At 59.2% G+C, this 15,895-nt stretch carries 11 protein-coding genes and 1 pseudogene; 5 read left to right on the forward strand and 7 right to left on the reverse strand.

Annotated features, from left to right (window positions below):
* The first annotated feature begins 4 nt into the window (after window positions 1-4).
* A complete protein-coding gene (locus AC13QE_RS16365; RefSeq protein WP_488484445.1) occupies window positions 5-1,219 on the forward strand; it encodes an OpgC family protein in 1,215 nt (404 codons plus the stop codon).
* A 366-nt stretch (window positions 1,220-1,585) separates the two neighbouring features.
* Here the strand turns inward: AC13QE_RS16365 and AC13QE_RS16370 are convergent, their stop codons facing one another.
* The gene (locus tag AC13QE_RS16370; protein WP_488484446.1) at window positions 1,586-1,864 is read right to left on the reverse strand and encodes a helix-turn-helix transcriptional regulator; all 279 of its coding nucleotides are present in this window, start codon (window positions 1,862-1,864) and stop codon (window positions 1,586-1,588) included.
* Window positions 1,865-1,880: 16 nt separating this feature from the next.
* A complete protein-coding gene (locus tag AC13QE_RS16375) occupies window positions 1,881-3,203 on the reverse strand; it encodes a type II toxin-antitoxin system HipA family toxin (protein WP_488484447.1) in 1,323 nt (440 codons plus the stop codon).
* Window positions 3,204-3,547: 344 nt separating this feature from the next.
* Between AC13QE_RS16375 and AC13QE_RS16380 the strand changes: the two are divergent.
* Window positions 3,548-3,940, forward strand: a pseudogene (locus AC13QE_RS16380) (transposase); the annotation flags it as partial.
* 60 nt (window positions 3,941-4,000) lie between these two features.
* Here the strand turns inward: AC13QE_RS16380 and AC13QE_RS16385 are convergent.
* The gene (locus AC13QE_RS16385; protein ID WP_488484448.1) at window positions 4,001-5,770 is read right to left on the reverse strand and encodes a glucan ABC transporter ATP-binding protein/ permease; all 1,770 of its coding nucleotides are present in this window, start codon (window positions 5,768-5,770) and stop codon (window positions 4,001-4,003) included.
* A 379-nt stretch (window positions 5,771-6,149) separates the two neighbouring features.
* On the opposite strand from AC13QE_RS16385, the gene AC13QE_RS16390 reads away from it, so the two are divergent.
* Together AC13QE_RS16390 and pyc are read left to right on the forward strand one after the other, a co-directional pair.
* Window positions 6,150-6,890, forward strand: a complete 741-nt coding sequence (locus AC13QE_RS16390) for a LuxR family transcriptional regulator (protein ID WP_488484449.1) — start codon at window positions 6,150-6,152, stop codon at window positions 6,888-6,890.
* A gap of 116 nt (window positions 6,891-7,006) precedes the next feature.
* Window positions 7,007-10,468: a pyruvate carboxylase gene (gene pyc, locus AC13QE_RS16395; RefSeq protein ID WP_488484450.1), complete on the forward strand. Its 3,462-nt coding sequence runs from the start codon at window positions 7,007-7,009 to the stop codon at window positions 10,466-10,468.
* A gap of 100 nt (window positions 10,469-10,568) precedes the next feature.
* On the opposite strand, the gene AC13QE_RS16400 is transcribed toward pyc, so the two are convergent.
* From AC13QE_RS16400 to AC13QE_RS16415, 4 genes are all read right to left on the reverse strand, one after another.
* Window positions 10,569-11,825 (reverse strand): multidrug effflux MFS transporter, encoded by a 1,257-nt coding sequence (locus AC13QE_RS16400; protein WP_488484451.1) that lies wholly within the window; start codon window positions 11,823-11,825, stop codon window positions 10,569-10,571.
* A gap of 262 nt (window positions 11,826-12,087) precedes the next feature.
* On the reverse strand, window positions 12,088-12,849 hold the full coding sequence (locus AC13QE_RS16405; RefSeq protein WP_488484452.1) for an amino acid ABC transporter ATP-binding protein: 762 nt from the start codon (window positions 12,847-12,849) through the stop codon (window positions 12,088-12,090).
* Complete coding sequence (locus AC13QE_RS16410; protein ID WP_015341657.1) at window positions 12,846-13,526, reverse strand: amino acid ABC transporter permease; 681 nt, start codon at window positions 13,524-13,526, stop codon at window positions 12,846-12,848. The genes AC13QE_RS16405 and AC13QE_RS16410 overlap by 4 nt, the downstream gene beginning before the upstream one ends.
* An 85-nt stretch (window positions 13,527-13,611) precedes the next feature.
* Window positions 13,612-14,385 (reverse strand): amino acid ABC transporter substrate-binding protein, encoded by a 774-nt coding sequence (locus AC13QE_RS16415; protein ID WP_488484453.1) that lies wholly within the window; start codon window positions 14,383-14,385, stop codon window positions 13,612-13,614.
* A gap of 502 nt (window positions 14,386-14,887) precedes the next feature.
* Here AC13QE_RS16415 and AC13QE_RS16420 point away from each other — a divergent pair.
* Window positions 14,888-15,868: an SGNH/GDSL hydrolase family protein gene (locus AC13QE_RS16420; protein WP_488484454.1), complete on the forward strand. Its 981-nt coding sequence runs from the start codon at window positions 14,888-14,890 to the stop codon at window positions 15,866-15,868.
* The last annotated feature ends 27 nt before the right edge of the window (window positions 15,869-15,895 follow it).

Genomic DNA, 15,895 nt, shown 5'->3' on the forward strand with positions numbered 1-15,895 from the left:
TTTTATGAATTCGAGGGCGGATATGAGCCCGGTGGCGGCACAACGCGTGAGTTTGCCGAAGCCGGCCTCCCAGAGGGACACCCGACTGGATGTTCTCAGAGCTCTGGCTCTGATCATGATCTTCATAAACCATGTGCCCGGGCAGATTTTCGAGGATTTCACTTCGAAGAATTTCGGCTTCTCCGATGGTGCCGAAGCCTTTGTGCTGATTTCCGGCATGTCGGTCGGCCTTGCCTATGGAACGAGATTTCTTCCGGGCAATCGGCTGAAGATGGTATGGAAGGCGATCAAGCGGGCCTTCACGCTCTATACCGCGCATATGATCACGACCTTCGTGACCCTGGTGCTCTTCATCTCCGGCGCATGGATTTTCCACCAGAAGGGTTTGCTTTGCGAAGTGAATATCCTGGCTCTGCTGATGGATCCGGCGCGCGGCATTCCCGCGCTGCTGACGCTCGGACATCAGATCGGCTACAACAATATTCTTCCGATGTACGGCGCCCTGTTCCTCATGCTGCCGCTGATTATGCTGCTGGAGGCGAGGAGCCCGCTGCTTCTGCTCGCAACTTCAGTCGGCGTCTGGCTGGTATCCGGCATCTATTATATCGCGCCGCACACGACGCTGCTTGACGGCTTCTGGTTCCTCAATCCTCTATCCTGGCAGCTGCTTTTCGTCATCGGCTTCATTGCCAGCATGCATGTCAAGCGCGGCGGGAAAATCCCCGCCCATCCGGTTCTGATCGCACTAGCCTGCGCCTACGTGCTTGTGTCCTTCATCTGGGTGACCGACAAGCTATGGATACTCGGCGACTACCTCGCCATGCTTGGCCTGCCGACCGTCGTCACCGGCTTCGACAAGACCTTCCTGTCGCTGCCGCGGCTGCTGCATGTTCTGGCGCTCGCCTATCTGATCGTCAGCATCCCCGCAATTTCGGCGTTCCTGCGCCGCTCGGCCAATCACCCATTGACGATCCTAGGGCGGCATTCGTTGAACATCTTCGTCGCCGGCACCATCCTCGCCATGGCCGGCCAAGTCCTTCTCTACGTGACCAACAAGAGCCCCGTCGTCGGTGCCATCTATGTCGTCTTCGGCATTACCGCACAATTCCTCTATGCCTACCATCTCGAGCATAAGAGGCTTCAGCTTGCTGGCCAGCGCACGGCGAAAGCACCTGCGAGGCCGGTCGCAATGCCTGCTCATTTCGCAAAGCGTCACTGAGGGCTCAGCCGCGCCGCGTGCCTGCGCGGGTCGGCCTATCGATCTTTCCGCAGTCGCCGAGGGAGCGGCGGCTCGATTAACTGGATCGGCACTGACAACTGGATGGGCCTGCTTAGGCTTCGAGTGCAAGTTCTGATCCGATACCGAACGGGGCCGGCCCTAACTCCAGTCGGCATTCGTTCGTATTGACCTCCGATCAGAAAACGGAAAGGCCCGGTTTCCCGCCGGGTCTTTCTTCGTTTTGGCTGGCCTGTGTTTGACCGGCGTAAGTTCGTGCAGGTAGAGGCCCTTCACCCTCACTCCGTCTGCGGCAGAGCTATCGCATACGTGGGACGAGCGCCGGAAACTCCTGGAATAGGCAGCGATTCAACTGCTTCTTGGAACAAATCCAATTCCGAACCCAAACAATCGACCAATCTTTTCTAAGGTTTCAAGTGTGGGGTTTGCCATACCTGATTCAATCTCGGCAACTTGGCGCCTTGTAAGTGACAGGGTCTTGGCGAATTCCTCTTGGGTCATTCCGAACCCTTTTCGTATCTCCATCACAGCATCCGGCAGCCTAAGGTCCCCTTGTCGAGCACGGTCCGCCAGCTTTCGTCTGTTTTCAAGAATTTCTTCCTTCGTGGGCTTCTTCCATCGGGCCATTAACATTCCTCAGGCATCACTGGCATGCCGCCACAACGCTATCCGCGATTTCCTTACAGCGCCCCATGGCACGCTCTAACACCTCTGGAGATGCCCCCATGCGCTTCGCCAGCTCTGGTGCGTGCCGTAGATGTTGTGCAAATGCACAGATCGAAGCCGTTAGAAGTTCCTGCTCGGCAGGAACGGGCATCAGTTCAGTGCAAATGCGTTTCCAATCCGGAAGATGGTCGCGACCACCGTCGCGCATCATGGCCCATCGGGTGGAACGGACAATTCCCTCCTTGGCGAGCCGCATAGGAGCGAAGTCAAAGAGCGGAGACAGGCGGATCGTGCCGTCCTGATGCTTGCTGAGCGCTGAATTTCGGCCGTGATTGTCGGGATTGCCGAGCGCCAGGTTAGCGATGTCGCGCTTTAGATATTCGACTATGTCCGCGAAGGGATCGGCTGAAAATTGACGCAGAACTTCGATATAGGCCTCATGCGTGCCGACATGGCCGAAGTCGGCCACTCCAACCGCTGACACGAGGCTTTCCTGGCCCAGTCGGACTGTTCCCCCACGTTCCATCTTCCTCCGATCGAAACGGGGAATGATCAAGATGCCTTCGGCGTAAGTCGAGGGTTCGCTGACGTTCAGACCGATCCCTTGGGCGATCCGCGAATAGAGGGCTTCGCCTTCAAGAATTAGGCGGTCTACGGGCTCGTTGCTGCGTACCAGCTTGACGATGACATGGCGCACGGCCTCATCATCGGTGACGAAACTGTCAGGATAGTAGAGCCCGTCTTTCGCCTGGGTCATTGAGACCTTCGGCCATTCGCCTTGCAGGCCGCTTGAGCCAGAGGCGAGCATTCTAAAGCGATCAGCGACTTCCATGAAACGATCTGAGCGCTCAAGAATCTCCGCTTCTGTAACGCCTTGACGCTCAACACCTCGCAATCTTTCCGTTTCGGCTTCAGCCGCTTCCTTGATGCGGATGTTGCCAATGCCACCTGTAGCTGATCGCAGAAGCAGCGGGAGATCGGAGGCGCGCGACCCTTCCGCGAGCCCGAGGTGTTCGGCAAGCTTTCGCCTTGCATGGCCCTGTGGCATAAGGTCCAAGAGGAAGGGCGGCCAGCTACGGCTAAATCGATTTTCGAGATCTACGGGATAACGGACCGACAAGGCGCGATGGTCATGAACTGTCTTTCCGGCCGCAAATTCCGCCGATGCCATTCTAACGAAGTAGTCGAGATCGTAATCGACGATGGACGCGCCCTGAAAGCCGGTGTCGTCGTCCTTTAGCTCTAGGGTCGCAGCGTAATGCCACTCACGATTTAAATGGGTTTGGAGCGTTAGGCGCATTTAATGACCCTTTCAGTGGATCAATTAACGCATCTTTTTTATTTATTCAACCCATCAAAGTGGGTTGAATAATTTTTGTCAAAATTGCCAACTGCCAAAACGCGGCCAACGTTTATCGCGCACCAGTGTTCCTATCCACAACATCCAAGGTTGCCGTGAGCCGGGCGGAAGCTGCGGCCAGCTTGCGTTTCAACAAGAACGTTTGATGACTGGATTCCTCGTGGCCCGATGCCGAAGGGTATCGAGATCGGGTCCTTGCGACGTTGGATGTGGAAGAGATCAAGGCCGCATGGCGCGTAATTGTCGAAGGGAAGATGCTGGATGAAGAGGACGATGGCGAATACCGTTCGACCGGATCGTCGGCTATGGTGCTGCTCGACGGCGTAATGAATGGCACAGCGTTCCGTGCCTATGTCGAAAAGGTTCTCGTGCCAACACTGATCCCTGGCGACATTATCGTGATGGACAACCTGCCTGCGCACAAAGTCGAAGGCGTGCGGCAGGCTATTGAAGTGGCCGGTTGCCAGCCGCTCTACCACCCGCCCTATAGCCTGGACTTCAACCCCATCGAAAATGCCTTCTCCAAGCTCAAAGCGCTCCTCCAAGCCAGAGTAAAGCGCACCGGCGAAGCACTGTGGGACACAGTCGGCGAGATCGTTGCGTTTTTCAAACCCCAAGAATGCTCCGACTACTTCACGGCGGGCGTATTGACCTCGCGTAAAATGGACGCGCTCTAAGCAGCAAAAAGCCGGAAGAGCATCGCTCTCCCGGCTTCGATCTTGGGCCCCTTGCGAAGGTCAGGCGGCTTCGGTTTCCGTTGTGTGTGCCTTGCGGACCTCCTCGTCCGTCAGGATGCCGCTGGCGCGCAGCAGGGCGGCGAAGCGGCCGTTGCTCTGGCTAAGCTCGTTGAAGCTGCCGTTCTCGATGATGCGGCCGTTGTCCAGGAAGAGGACCATGTCGGCCTCGCGGACCGTCGACAGGCGGTGCGCAATGATGAAGGTCGTGCGGTTCTGGCGCAGGTTGTCGATCGCCGTCTTGACCCGGTTTTCCGTTTCGACGTCGAGCGCGCTTGTCGCTTCATCAAGCACGAGGATCGGCGCATCCTTCAGGATAGCGCGGGCGATCGCGATACGCTGGCGTTCACCACCCGAGAGCTTGTTGCCACGCTCGCCGACGCGGGTATCGTAGCCGCTTTCGCGGGTTTCGATGAAGTCGTTGGCGGCGGCGGCCTGGGCTGCACGGATCATTTCCTCCTGCGTCGCACCTTCGCGGCCGAGGCGAATGTTGTCGCTGATCGAGCGATTCAGCAGGCCTGCATCCTGGAAGACGGTGGCGATGAAGCGGCGCAGCGACTTGCGGGTCACCTTGGTGATGTCGTGACCATCGACCAGGATCTGGCCATTCTGCGGATCGAAGACACGCTGTAGCAGGTTGACGAGCGTCGTCTTGCCGGCGCCGGTCGGGCCGACGATGGCAACGGTCTGGCCGGCCTTCACCTTGAAGGAGATGTCGTGCAGGCCCTGAGACGAGTTGGCGAAGCCGAAGGAGACATCGCGGAATTCCACTTCGCCCTTGACGTCCTTGATTTCGGCAAGGCCGGCCGGTTCTTCGCGGTCGCGAACCGAATCTTCCAGCGTGTAGAAGTCTTCGAGCTTGGCACGGGCCTCGAAAATCTGGTTGGCGAAGTTGCGCAGCTGCTCCAGGCGGCCGATCAGCACGTTGGCAAAGGCGATGAAGGTGATGAGCGCGCCGAGGCTCAGGCTGCCATCCTGGACGAGAACGGTGCCGATCATCAGGATCGCCATCATGGCGACGGTCGAAGCCGTGCGGTTCAATGCGCCGGCAAGTGCCCACCAATCGAGCACCGGATACTGGGCCTCCAGCAGGCGTTCGGTGAAGGACTTCAGCGCCTTGGTTTCAGCTTCGATGCGGTTGTAGCTGTGCAGCACCGACACGTTGCTGATCGAGTCACTCACATGAGAGAAGACGGTATTGTAGTGGCTTTCGACCGAGGTCTGGCCATCCTTCGTGCGGTTCATGACCAGACGGCCGATGATCCAGTAGAAGACGCCGAGCAGGACGAGGACTGCGGACAGGCGCAGGTCCATGGCCATGGCAGTCGGGATCATGATGACGAGCGCGACGGCGGTCGTGAGGTGGTTGCGCATGAATTCGAGCCACAGGCCGAACAGCGCTTCGCAGGCGCGCAGCAGGGTGTTCAGCGCGCTCGCTGTGCCGCGCTGGCTATGCCAGGAAAGCGGCATCGAGATGATGCGGCCGAATGCTTCGGTGAGCAGGGAGGCGCGGCGGCCATGCGCAAGGCGATCGGCCTCGCGGGACACCACGATGAAGGCGACAGCACTGAAGACGGCGAAGCCCGCCCACAACATCATGGTTGGCGTGACGGCTTCCTTCTTGGCAATGGCGTCGAAGATGCGGCCGAACAGAACCGGTTCGTAGATGGTGGTCATCGCAAGCGCGATGTTTGCGATCACGACCATCCATACGCGGTATCGATACGCGCCAAGATACTTCAGGGCTCTTGCATAGACTTTGAACAGCGACACGTCAGGCACCCTCTGTGCATCAGCAAAACTCGGAATGCTGCGACACTACAGATCGGTACCTGAACCGGCGATTAACGGAATCTGAAGCTGTTTTTTAAGGGGAATTTCTCGCGCAAGACGCGCTGCCGCACAAAGGGGTGCTATCGTTCGCCGCAGAAATATGACAGTCTGGGAATGAATCCACCGCCGCGTTAACCGTCACCTTTAAGTCACGCAAAGGCCAGCTATTCAGGGTTGAGCGGCAAAAAAATCGCCAAAGGCGTTCAATTTTGCGTCGGCCTGAGTATGTTGCCGCCGATTAAGCTCGGCTATGGGGCCGGCGAGCAGGATGGCAAAGCTCGTCCGCCGATCATTGAGGCTGCGAGGCCAAGGGGTAACTGTGAATATCCATTCGCTAATACAATTGCTTGTCGTGATTGAGGAATGTAAGTCCGCTGAGGATGTCGTAGCCGAACTCGAGCTAGCGCTTCGCTCCTACAAGTTCGATTTCTATGGCGTCTTGAAACGGGCGCGGCCGAATGTCGATGTTGCGCATTTCATGCTGGCGGGCCGTTGGCCAGATCACTGGCCGCTAACTTATGTCCGCAAGAGATACATGCTCGTCGATCCAGTCGGACGCTATGCGATCCAGGCGCAGCGTCCTTTCCGCTGGAGTGATGCCGTAGCGGCGTTGAAGAAGGACCCGCTAAGGCGGCGCATGGAGGAGATGATGGCGGATGCCCGCGCCAATGGGCTTGCCGACGGTTATCTTTTCCCGATCCATGGTCGTAACGGCCTGCTGGGAAGCATGACGATCGGCGGCGAGGCGGTGGATCTCTCTCCAACCGAGATTTCCGTTTTCGATGCTGTCGCCAAAAAGGTCTTCTGGCAACTTCTGGAGTTTCGAGACGAGGCCCAATACCTTGAGAGAGCGGGAGCGGCCGAGCTGAAGCTGACCAAGCGTGAGATGGAAGTGCTCAGCCATCTGGCCGACGGCATGACGTCCATCGAGATCAGCCGGTTGCTGAAGATTTCCAATCATACCGTCGACTGGTACATGAATAGCATCCAGGACAAACTGAAGGCCAGAAATCGGCAGCACATCGTGGCAATCGCCTTCAGAAGCGGACTTATTCCGTAAAGGCAACTATTTTGATGCCGGATGTCGCAGGAGAAATTGAACTTCCCGTGACAAGAAGTTAAGAATTCTCTTCGCGGGTGCAGCATTGCCCGTTTCGATGCCGTGAGGAGACAGCATTGCCCATTTCCAAGATCCTGGTTGCCAACCGTTCCGAAATCGCCATCCGCGTATTCCGCGCCGCCAACGAACTTGGCATAAAAACGGTGGCCATCTGGGCCGAGGAAGACAAACTCGCACTGCATCGCTTCAAGGCGGACGAGAGCTATCAGGTGGGGCGCGGCCCACATCTTGCCCGTGACCTCGGGCCGATCGAGAGCTATCTGTCGATCGACGAGATCATCCGCGTCGCCAAGCTCTCCGGCGCCGATGCAATCCATCCCGGCTATGGCCTGCTGTCGGAAAGCCCCGAATTCGTCGATGCCTGCGATGCCGCCGGCATCATCTTCATCGGCCCGCGCGCCGATACGATGCGCCAGCTTGGCAACAAGGTGGCGGCGCGCAATCTCGCAATTTCGGTCGGAGTGCCGGTCGTGCCGGCCACCGATCCCCTGCCTGACGACATGGCCGAAGTCGCCAAGATGGCGGCCGAGATCGGCTATCCGGTGATGCTCAAGGCCTCATGGGGCGGCGGCGGACGCGGTATGCGCGTCATCCGCTCCGAGGCAGATCTCGCCAAGGAAGTGACGGAAGCCAAGCGCGAGGCGAAGGCCGCCTTCGGCAAGGATGAAGTCTATCTCGAAAAGCTTGTCGAGCGTGCCCGCCACGTCGAAAGCCAGATTCTCGGCGACACGCACGGCAACGTCGTGCACCTGTTCGAGCGTGACTGTTCAGTCCAGCGCCGTAACCAGAAGGTCGTCGAGCGCGCGCCGGCCCCTTATCTCACGGAAGCGCAGCGCCAGGAACTGGCCGCCTATTCGCTGAAGATCGCTGAGGCGACCAACTATGTCGGCGCCGGCACCGTAGAGTACCTGATGGATGCCGATACCGGCAAATTCTACTTCATCGAAGTCAATCCGCGCATCCAGGTCGAGCACACCGTCACCGAAGTCGTCACCGGCATCGATATCGTCAAGGCGCAGATCCATATTCTCGACGGTTTCGCCATCGGCACGCCGGAATCGGGCGTTCCGAAGCAGGAAGACATTCGCCTCAACGGCCATGCCCTGCAGTGCCGCGTGACGACGGAAGATCCGGAACATAACTTCATTCCGGATTACGGCCGCATCACTGCCTATCGCTCGGCATCCGGCTTTGGTATCCGTCTTGACGGCGGCACCTCCTATACCGGCGCGATCATTACCCGTTATTACGACCCGTTGTTGGTAAAGGTGACCGCCTGGGCGCCGAATCCGCAGGAGGCGATCGCCCGTATGTATCGCGCGCTGCGCGAATTCCGCATCCGCGGCGTGGCAACGAACCTCACCTTCCTCGAAGCGATCATCACGCACGAGAAATTCCGCGACAACAGCTATACGACGCGCTTCATCGACACGACGCCGGAACTGTTCCAGCAGGTCAAGCGCCAGGATCGCGCTACCAAGCTTCTGACCTATCTCGCTGACGTCACTGTCAACGGCCATCCGGAAACACGCGGTCGTCCGGTACCTTCGCCCAAGGTGGCGCAGCCTGTGCTGCCCTATATCGACGGCAATATCCCTGACGGCACCAAGCAGTTGCTGGACAAGCTCGGTCCGCAGAAGTTCGCCGAATGGATGCGCAATGAAAAGCGCGTGCTGATGACCGACACGACGATGCGCGACGGCCACCAGTCGCTGCTTGCGACCCGCATGCGCACCTATGACATCGCCAGCGTCGCCGGCACCTATGCGCGCGCTTTGCCGCAGCTCCTGTCGCTCGAATGCTGGGGCGGCGCCACCTTCGACGTTTCCATGCGCTTCCTGACGGAAGATCCGTGGGAGCGCCTGGCGCTGATCCGTGAGGGTGCGCCGAACCTACTGCTGCAGATGCTTTTGCGCGGCGCCAATGGTGTCGGCTATACGAACTATCCCGACAATGTGGTGAAGTATTTCGTCCGCCAGGCGGCCAAGGGCGGTGTCGATCTCTTCCGCGTCTTCGACTGCCTGAACTGGGTCGAGAACATGCGCGTGTCGATGGATGCGGTTGCCGAGGAGAACAAGCTCTGCGAGGCGGCGATCTGCTACACCGGCGATATCCTCAATTCGGCACGACCGAAATACGATCTGAAATATTACACCGATCTTGCCGTCGAGCTCGAAAAGGCAGGCGCCCATATCATCGCGCTGAAGGATATGGCGGGCTTGCTGAAGCCAGCGGCCGCCAAGGTGCTGTTCAAGGCGCTGCGCGAGGCGACCGGTCTGCCGATCCACTTCCACACGCATGATACGTCGGGTATTGCGGCTGCGACGGTGCTCGCTGCTGTCGATGCCGGCGTCGACGCTGTCGATGCGGCGATGGATGCGCTGTCCGGCAATACCTCGCAGCCCTGCCTCGGCTCGATCGTTGAGGCGCTGAAAGGTTCCGACCGCGATCCGGGTCTCGACCCCAAATGGATCCGCCGCATCTCCTTCTACTGGGAAGCTGTGCGTCATCAGTATGCCGCCTTCGAAAGCGATCTCAAGGGACCGGCATCGGAAGTCTATCTGCACGAAATGCCCGGCGGGCAGTTCACCAACCTCAAGGAACAGGCGCGTTCGCTCGGCCTCGAGACCCGCTGGCACCAGGTGGCGCAGGCCTATGCCGATGCAAACCAGATGTTCGGCGATATCGTCAAGGTGACGCCGTCCTCCAAGGTCGTCGGCGACATGGCGCTGATGATGGTGAGCCAGGACCTGACGGTCGCCGATGTCGAGAACCCGGCCAAGGATATCGCTTTCCCGGATTCGGTCGTTTCCATGCTCAAGGGCGATCTCGGCCAGCCGCCATCCGGATGGCCGCAAGCGCTGCAGAAGAAGGCGCTGAAGGGCGACAAGCCCTATGTCGTTCGCCCCGGCTCGCTGCTTGCCGAGGCCGATCTCGATGCCGAGCGCAAAGTCATCGAGGCAAAGCTGGAGCGCAAGGTCGACGATTTCGAATTCGCCTCCTACCTGATGTATCCAAAAGTCTTCACCGACTATGCACTGGCTGCCGACACATACGGACCTGTCTCGGTATTGCCGACGCCGGCCTATTTCTACGGTCTCAAGGAAGGCGATGAGCTCTTTGCCGAGATCGAGAAGGGCAAGACGCTCGTCATCGTCAACCAGGCGATGACGGCGACCGACGAGAAGGGCATGGTGACGGTGTTCTTCGAACTCAACGGCCAGCCGCGCCGCATCAAGGTGCCGGATCGCGCCCATGGCGCCTCCGGCAGCGCGGTGCGCCGCAAGGCCGAAACCGGCAACGCCGCTCATGTCGGCGCGCCGATGCCGGGCGTCATCTCAACCGTCTTTGTCTCGCCCGGCCAGGCGATCAAGGCCGGCGACGTGCTTGTTTCCATCGAGGCCATGAAGATGGAGACCGCGCTGCACGCGGAAAAGGATGGTACGATCTCCGAGGTGCTGGTGCGCGCCGGCGACCAGATCGACGCCAAGGATCTGCTGGTCGTCTATGGCGCCTGAGCGGCAAGTTGGGCTTATGAAGCGGTCCGTCGACTGAGATGCTGACTATCTTCTGCCGCAAAGCCTGACTGTTGCAGTCGGTTTTGCGGCAGCAGTGCCTTTAGCGCGGCTTGCGGGTATGCCGCTCGACGATGGCGGCCCAGATTGCTGCCAGCAGCGCGAGTACCGCCGATGCCAGCATCAAGGCGAAGAGCGTATGGATCGTTGGCGATCGCGCGATGAACAGCCCGCCGATCGAACCGATGAGTGCGCCGCCAGCAATTCGCATGGCAGCGGCCAGCCCTGCCGCCGTTCCCACAATATCCGATCTGACCGACATGGCGCCGCTGTTGGCGGCTGGCATGGTGAGGCCATTGCCGATGCCGATGAAGATGCAGGGGCCGAAGAGCGCCAGAACCTCCGCCATGCCCGATAGCGACAAGGCGAGGCCAACAGTCAAGCCGATGCAGGTCAGCAGCCGCGCGATTATGAGGATTGTGCCGATGGGGATTTTTGCGCCATAGCGGCCGGCGAGATAGCTGCCGAGAATGAAGCCGGCGGGAACCATGCCCATGTAGAAGCCGAGCTTGGCGCTCGAGCCGCCGAGGGCATCGCCTATCGTAAGCGGCGCTCCGCCGAGGAAGATATAGAGCACGCCCATCGAGCAGGCCATGCAGAGCGTATAGGCCCAGAATCGCGTCGACTGCAAAAGCAGGGTGTAGGAGGCAAGATAGTTTCTGCGGGCAGCTGAAGCGGGTGCTTTCGATCCTTTCAGCTCGCGCGGGGACAGGAGGAAGGCGGCGATGCCAAGGAGCGCAAGGACGATGAAGCTTGCCTGCCAGCCGAAAATCTCGTCCAGCGAGCCGCCGAACAGCGGTCCGACCATCGGCGCCAGCGCCCAACCCATGGCGAGATAGCCGAACTTGCTGGCAGCCTGGCGCTCGTCGGATGTTTCCTTGATGATGACGAGGGCGACGGAATAGCACGGGCCGATGCACGCCTGCATCATGCGGCACAGCAGAAAGATGCGGATAGTCGGAGCGAGAACACAGCCGATCGAGGCGATGACGAAGATCGCGAGCGCAGTGAGGATAACCGGCCGGCGTCCGAACCGGTCCGATATCGCTCCCCCAATTGCTTCCAGGAACGCAGTCACGATGGAAAAGCCGGCGACGGAGAGGTTCACGAGAGCGAAATCGGCATGGAATGCCGCCGATATCTTCGGCAGAGACGGCAGGATCATATTCACGGGCAGCACGGCAAGCGCCGAGAGCAGGATGAGGGTTATCAGCCGCGGCTGTGCGACGGTTGATGCGAGGGGCCGGTCGTCGGTTGCTTGCTTGGATGAATGATCGATGTGGCTTTCGGTGCGCGTCATGGCCTTGTCCGTCGTGTGGATGGGAAGTCGAGAGGATCTGACGAGGCGCCGCCCGGAATCCGGGCAATAAAAAAGGCCCCGTCAGGAGCCTGCTTACCGCGCATGGGTGCTTTCGCCGGATGGCTACGCCATCCTGCCCATGCGCCTTCCTACCACTACGATAACGAGTGCCGTGTTCATGGCATTAGAGCTAACCGCAAAGCTGCGCAGCGTCAATGCGCGGCTTATCCCAACATCGGAGCTTTCGACCGAGGTCGGCGGCTTAAATATCGTAGCTGTGGCCGGCATTCAGCGTCGAGATGAACTGCTTGGTCCGCTCCTGCGCCGGAGCACCGAAGATGCTGCGGGAAGAACCGGTCTCGACGATGTTGCCCGCTTCCAGGAACACGACATTGTTGGCAATCTTCGATGCCAGGCGCAGGTCATGCGTTGCCATGACCATCGTTGTGCCTTCGTTGGCGAGCTTGCCCAGCACATCGACGACTTCGGCCGCCAGTTCCGGATCGAGCGCCGAGGTGGGTTCGTCGCAGAGCAGCACGCGCGGCGAGGGCGCGAGCGCGCGGGCGATGGCGACACGCTGCTGCTGGCCGCCCGAAAGCGTCGAGGGCCAGGCGTCGATCTTGTGGGCCATGCCGACCTTGGTCAAAAGCTCGACGGCACGGGCGCGTGCCTTGTCTGCCGGCCAGCGCAGCACGGTGGTCAGCCCTTCCATGACGTTGCCGATCGCGGTCTGATGCGGAAAGAGCTGGAAATTCTGGAAGACCATGCCCGTCTGACGGCGGATCTTCTGAATATCCTGCCAGGACGGCTTCTTGCCCGGCTGGAAGGTGGCCGTCTCCCCGCCGATGCGGATCGTTCCGGCGGTCGGGATTTCCAAAAGGTTGATGCAGCGAAGCAGCGTGCTCTTGCCGCCGCCCGAAGGCCCCACAAGCGCCGTCACCGTTCCCTCTGGGATCATCAGGCTGATATCCTTGAGGATGACAATGTCGCCGAAGCGCTTTTCGATATGCGAAAGCTCGATCATGCCTGTGCCTCCAGTGTGCCACCCGAGCGGGCGAAGCGGCGTTCGAGGTAACCCTGCAGCGTTGAAAGAAAGGTGCTGAGCACGAGATAGATGATGGCGGCCTCGATATAGAGGATCAGCGGCTCATAGGTCGTCGCCACGATGCGCTGCGCGGCCTGGAACAGCTCCGGCACGGTGATGGCGGCGGCGAGCGACGTATCCTTGACCAGCGAAATGAAGGTGTTGGACAGCGGCGGCACGGCGACGCGCGCTGCCTGCGGCAGGATGGTGCGGCTCATGGCCTGGCGCCAGTTCATGCCGATCGAATAGGCGGCTTCCCACTGGCCCTTCGGCACGGAGGAAATGACGGCGCGGATGATTTCGGACGTATAGGCACCCACACTCAGCGTAAAGCCGATGATGGCGGCGGGAAAGGCGTCAAGCAGGATGCCGAGGCTCGGCAGGCCGTAGAAGATGACGAAGAGCTGCACCAGAAGCGGCGTGCCGCGGATCACCCAGACATAGAAGCGGGCGATGGCAACGAACGGCGCCGGGGCAAACAGCCTGACGACTGCGGTGAGCAGGCCGAGCAGAAGGCCGAGCACGAAGGTGATCAAGGTGAGCGGGATGGTGAAGACGAGCCCCGCCCAAAGCAGCGTGCCCAGTGACTCCCACATCAGTTGTAGCCAATGCTCCAAGGAGAAGCCTTTCGATAACAGAATGCGTCCGGAGGTGACCCCGGACGCATCTTTTTCACAGTTTTATGTCCCTGCCTATGCCTTCTTACTTCGAAACGTCCTGGCCGAAATATTTCTTGGAGATCTTGTCATAGGTGCCGTCGGCCTTGATATCGGCCAGCGCCTTATTGATCGCAGCAAGCAGTTCCGGCTCGCCCTTGCGGATGATGACGGCGGAGAAATCGGCATTGGCCTGCTGGGCGACGATCTTCACCGGCGCATCGGGCTTGTGCTTCTTGAAATCGAGGAAGGAAAGGCTGTCATTGATGGTCGCGTCGGCGCGGCCGGTCAGCACGAGCTGGATCGACTGGTCGAAGCCATCGGTGCCGACGAGTTCGGCGCCGGATTCGGTTGCGAGCTTGCCGAAGTTGCTGGTCAGCGACTGTGCCGCCTTCTTGCCCTTGAGATCGGCAAAATCCTTGATGCCGGTGTTGCCGTCCTTGACGATCAGCACGGCCTTGGAGGCGATGTAGGGCTCGGAGAAGTCGTACTTCTTCTTGCGGGCTTCGGTGACGCCGACTTCGTTGATGACGGCATCGTAGCGGTTGGCGTCGAGACCGGCGATCAGGCCATCCCACTTGCCTTCCAGGAACTGCGCCTTGACGCCGAGCTTGCCGGCGATGGCTTCCGCGATCTCGACATCGAAGCCGGTCAGCTTGCCGCTCTCGTCATGAAAGGTGAAAGGCGCATAGGTGCCTTCCGTGCCGACCTTGAATACGCCGGCCGACTGGATCGCCTTGAGGTTTTCGCCGGCATGGGCGGGGAGCAGGAACGCAGCCTGCACGAGGGCGGCGGCGGCAACAGTCTTCAACCAGTTCATCGTTTTCTTCCGTTTCTGGAGCGGTTTCATTCAATGTCGCATACATCGCAGAAAATTTGCACCGCGAAAGCGTAGAAAACTGCAAGATAAAAGAGCAAATGCGAATATTTTTCTCAAGAACTTGCGATCGGAGTGTCGAGGAAGCCGCTGCTTCCGTCACCGCCAATAATTGCTGATCAATGGTGCGGTGCGGCATAGTGACAATTCTCAATGCTGCCCTATTATTCTTAAAGCTGCCCTATTTCGTCATCTCATCGATGTCTTGGCGCGGCACCTTGCATTCAAGGCATGCGCATGCGCCTCCATTAACGTGTCCCGGCAGTTTACCGCGAGACACCGGCAGCAATCAAACTGCGATTCTACTAGAAAATTTAAAGTGCAAAATTGATCTGACGCAGCCCGAAGAGGTGATGAATTGCCCATCATTGCGCGCTGCCGGCCATGGCCGGTCATGAGGTTTGATGTCGCGATTGCGTTTCTTTTTCTGAGTTTATGTACATTCATGCCGTGCTTTGCGGCAGAAACGATCGAGCGGCCTTCGAAATGGATCGGCCGCGTTGCCGCCAGCGATGCGGCTTTCGGTTGGCCGGGCAGTGGTTTTGCGTTGCGTTTCGAAGGCACGTCGCTCTCGGTTACCCTCGTTGATACCGGGAAAAATAGCCTTGAGGTCGAACTGGACGGCGTTCCCCAGCGCCTTGATCTGCAAGCGGGGCAGCACCGATACCAGCTTGCCGATGGCTTGCCGCAAGGCGCCCATGAGATTCGCGCGACGCGTCGCACCGAGGGATGGATTGGCGATACCATATTCGTTTCCGCCGAAACCGATGGGTCGTTCCTTCCCGCGGAAGCATCGGCCACAAAGCTGGTGGCAATCGGAGACTCCATTACCGCAGGCTATGGCCTCGAGGGTGTTGGTCCCGGATGTAAATTCAGCCCCGGAACGGAAAATCAATACCTGACATATGCCGCCGTCGCAGCGCGCAGCCTCGGGATGGAACTTACGACGCTCGCTGTTTCCGGAATCGGCCTTTCGCGTACAGGCAAGAATGCGAAAACCATGCTTGATGTCATCGACAGCGTGACGCCGTTGAGAAAGGGCGTGCCCGCTCTTCCTGACGAACGCGTTTCCGCAGTGGTCGTCAATCTGGGGACGAACGACTTTTCGGATAACAGGAATCCCAGCGATTTCATCGACGAATACGTCAAGCTCATCTTCAGGCTCAGATATCAATTTCCAAAGGCCTATCTGTACGCCGCACTCGGTCCGATGATGTCCCAGAAGGATTTCGATGTGGCCGAGAAAGCAATCGAGGCCGTCGTCCAGGCTAGCGCCGCGAAAGGCGAAACTCGCCTGCGATATCTGAATTTACGCGTCAAACCGAAGGATTTCGGATGCGATTGGCATCCAAGCCGCAGCACCAATGCGGCAATGGCAACCTTGTTGGAGCAAGCTATCAGAGCGGATTGGGGCCCTCATGATTAACGAACAGACGCTTTCCATTCGGCGGTC

The sequence above is a fragment of the Martinezella sp. CNPSo 3957 genome (genome assembly GCF_057784395.1).

What these genes read in the sequence shown, in the direction of transcription:
- AC13QE_RS16375 (WP_488484447.1), bottom strand. Translation starts at nt 3,203, where the DNA reads ATGCGCCTAACGCTCCAAACCCATTTAAATCGTGAGTGGCATTACGCT.
- AC13QE_RS16420 (WP_488484454.1), top strand. Translation starts at nt 14,888, where the DNA reads ATGCCGTGCTTTGCGGCAGAAACGATCGAGCGGCCTTCGAAATGGATC.
- AC13QE_RS16405 (WP_488484452.1), bottom strand. Translation starts at nt 12,849, where the DNA reads ATGATCGAGCTTTCGCATATCGAAAAGCGCTTCGGCGACATTGTCATC.
- AC13QE_RS16365 (WP_488484445.1), top strand. Translation starts at nt 5, where the DNA reads ATGAATTCGAGGGCGGATATGAGCCCGGTGGCGGCACAACGCGTGAGT.
- AC13QE_RS16370 (WP_488484446.1), bottom strand. Translation starts at nt 1,864, where the DNA reads ATGGCCCGATGGAAGAAGCCCACGAAGGAAGAAATTCTTGAAAACAGA.
- AC13QE_RS16415 (WP_488484453.1), bottom strand. Translation starts at nt 14,385, where the DNA reads ATGAACTGGTTGAAGACTGTTGCCGCCGCCGCCCTCGTGCAGGCTGCG.
- AC13QE_RS16400 (WP_488484451.1), bottom strand. Translation starts at nt 11,825, where the DNA reads ATGACGCGCACCGAAAGCCACATCGATCATTCATCCAAGCAAGCAACC.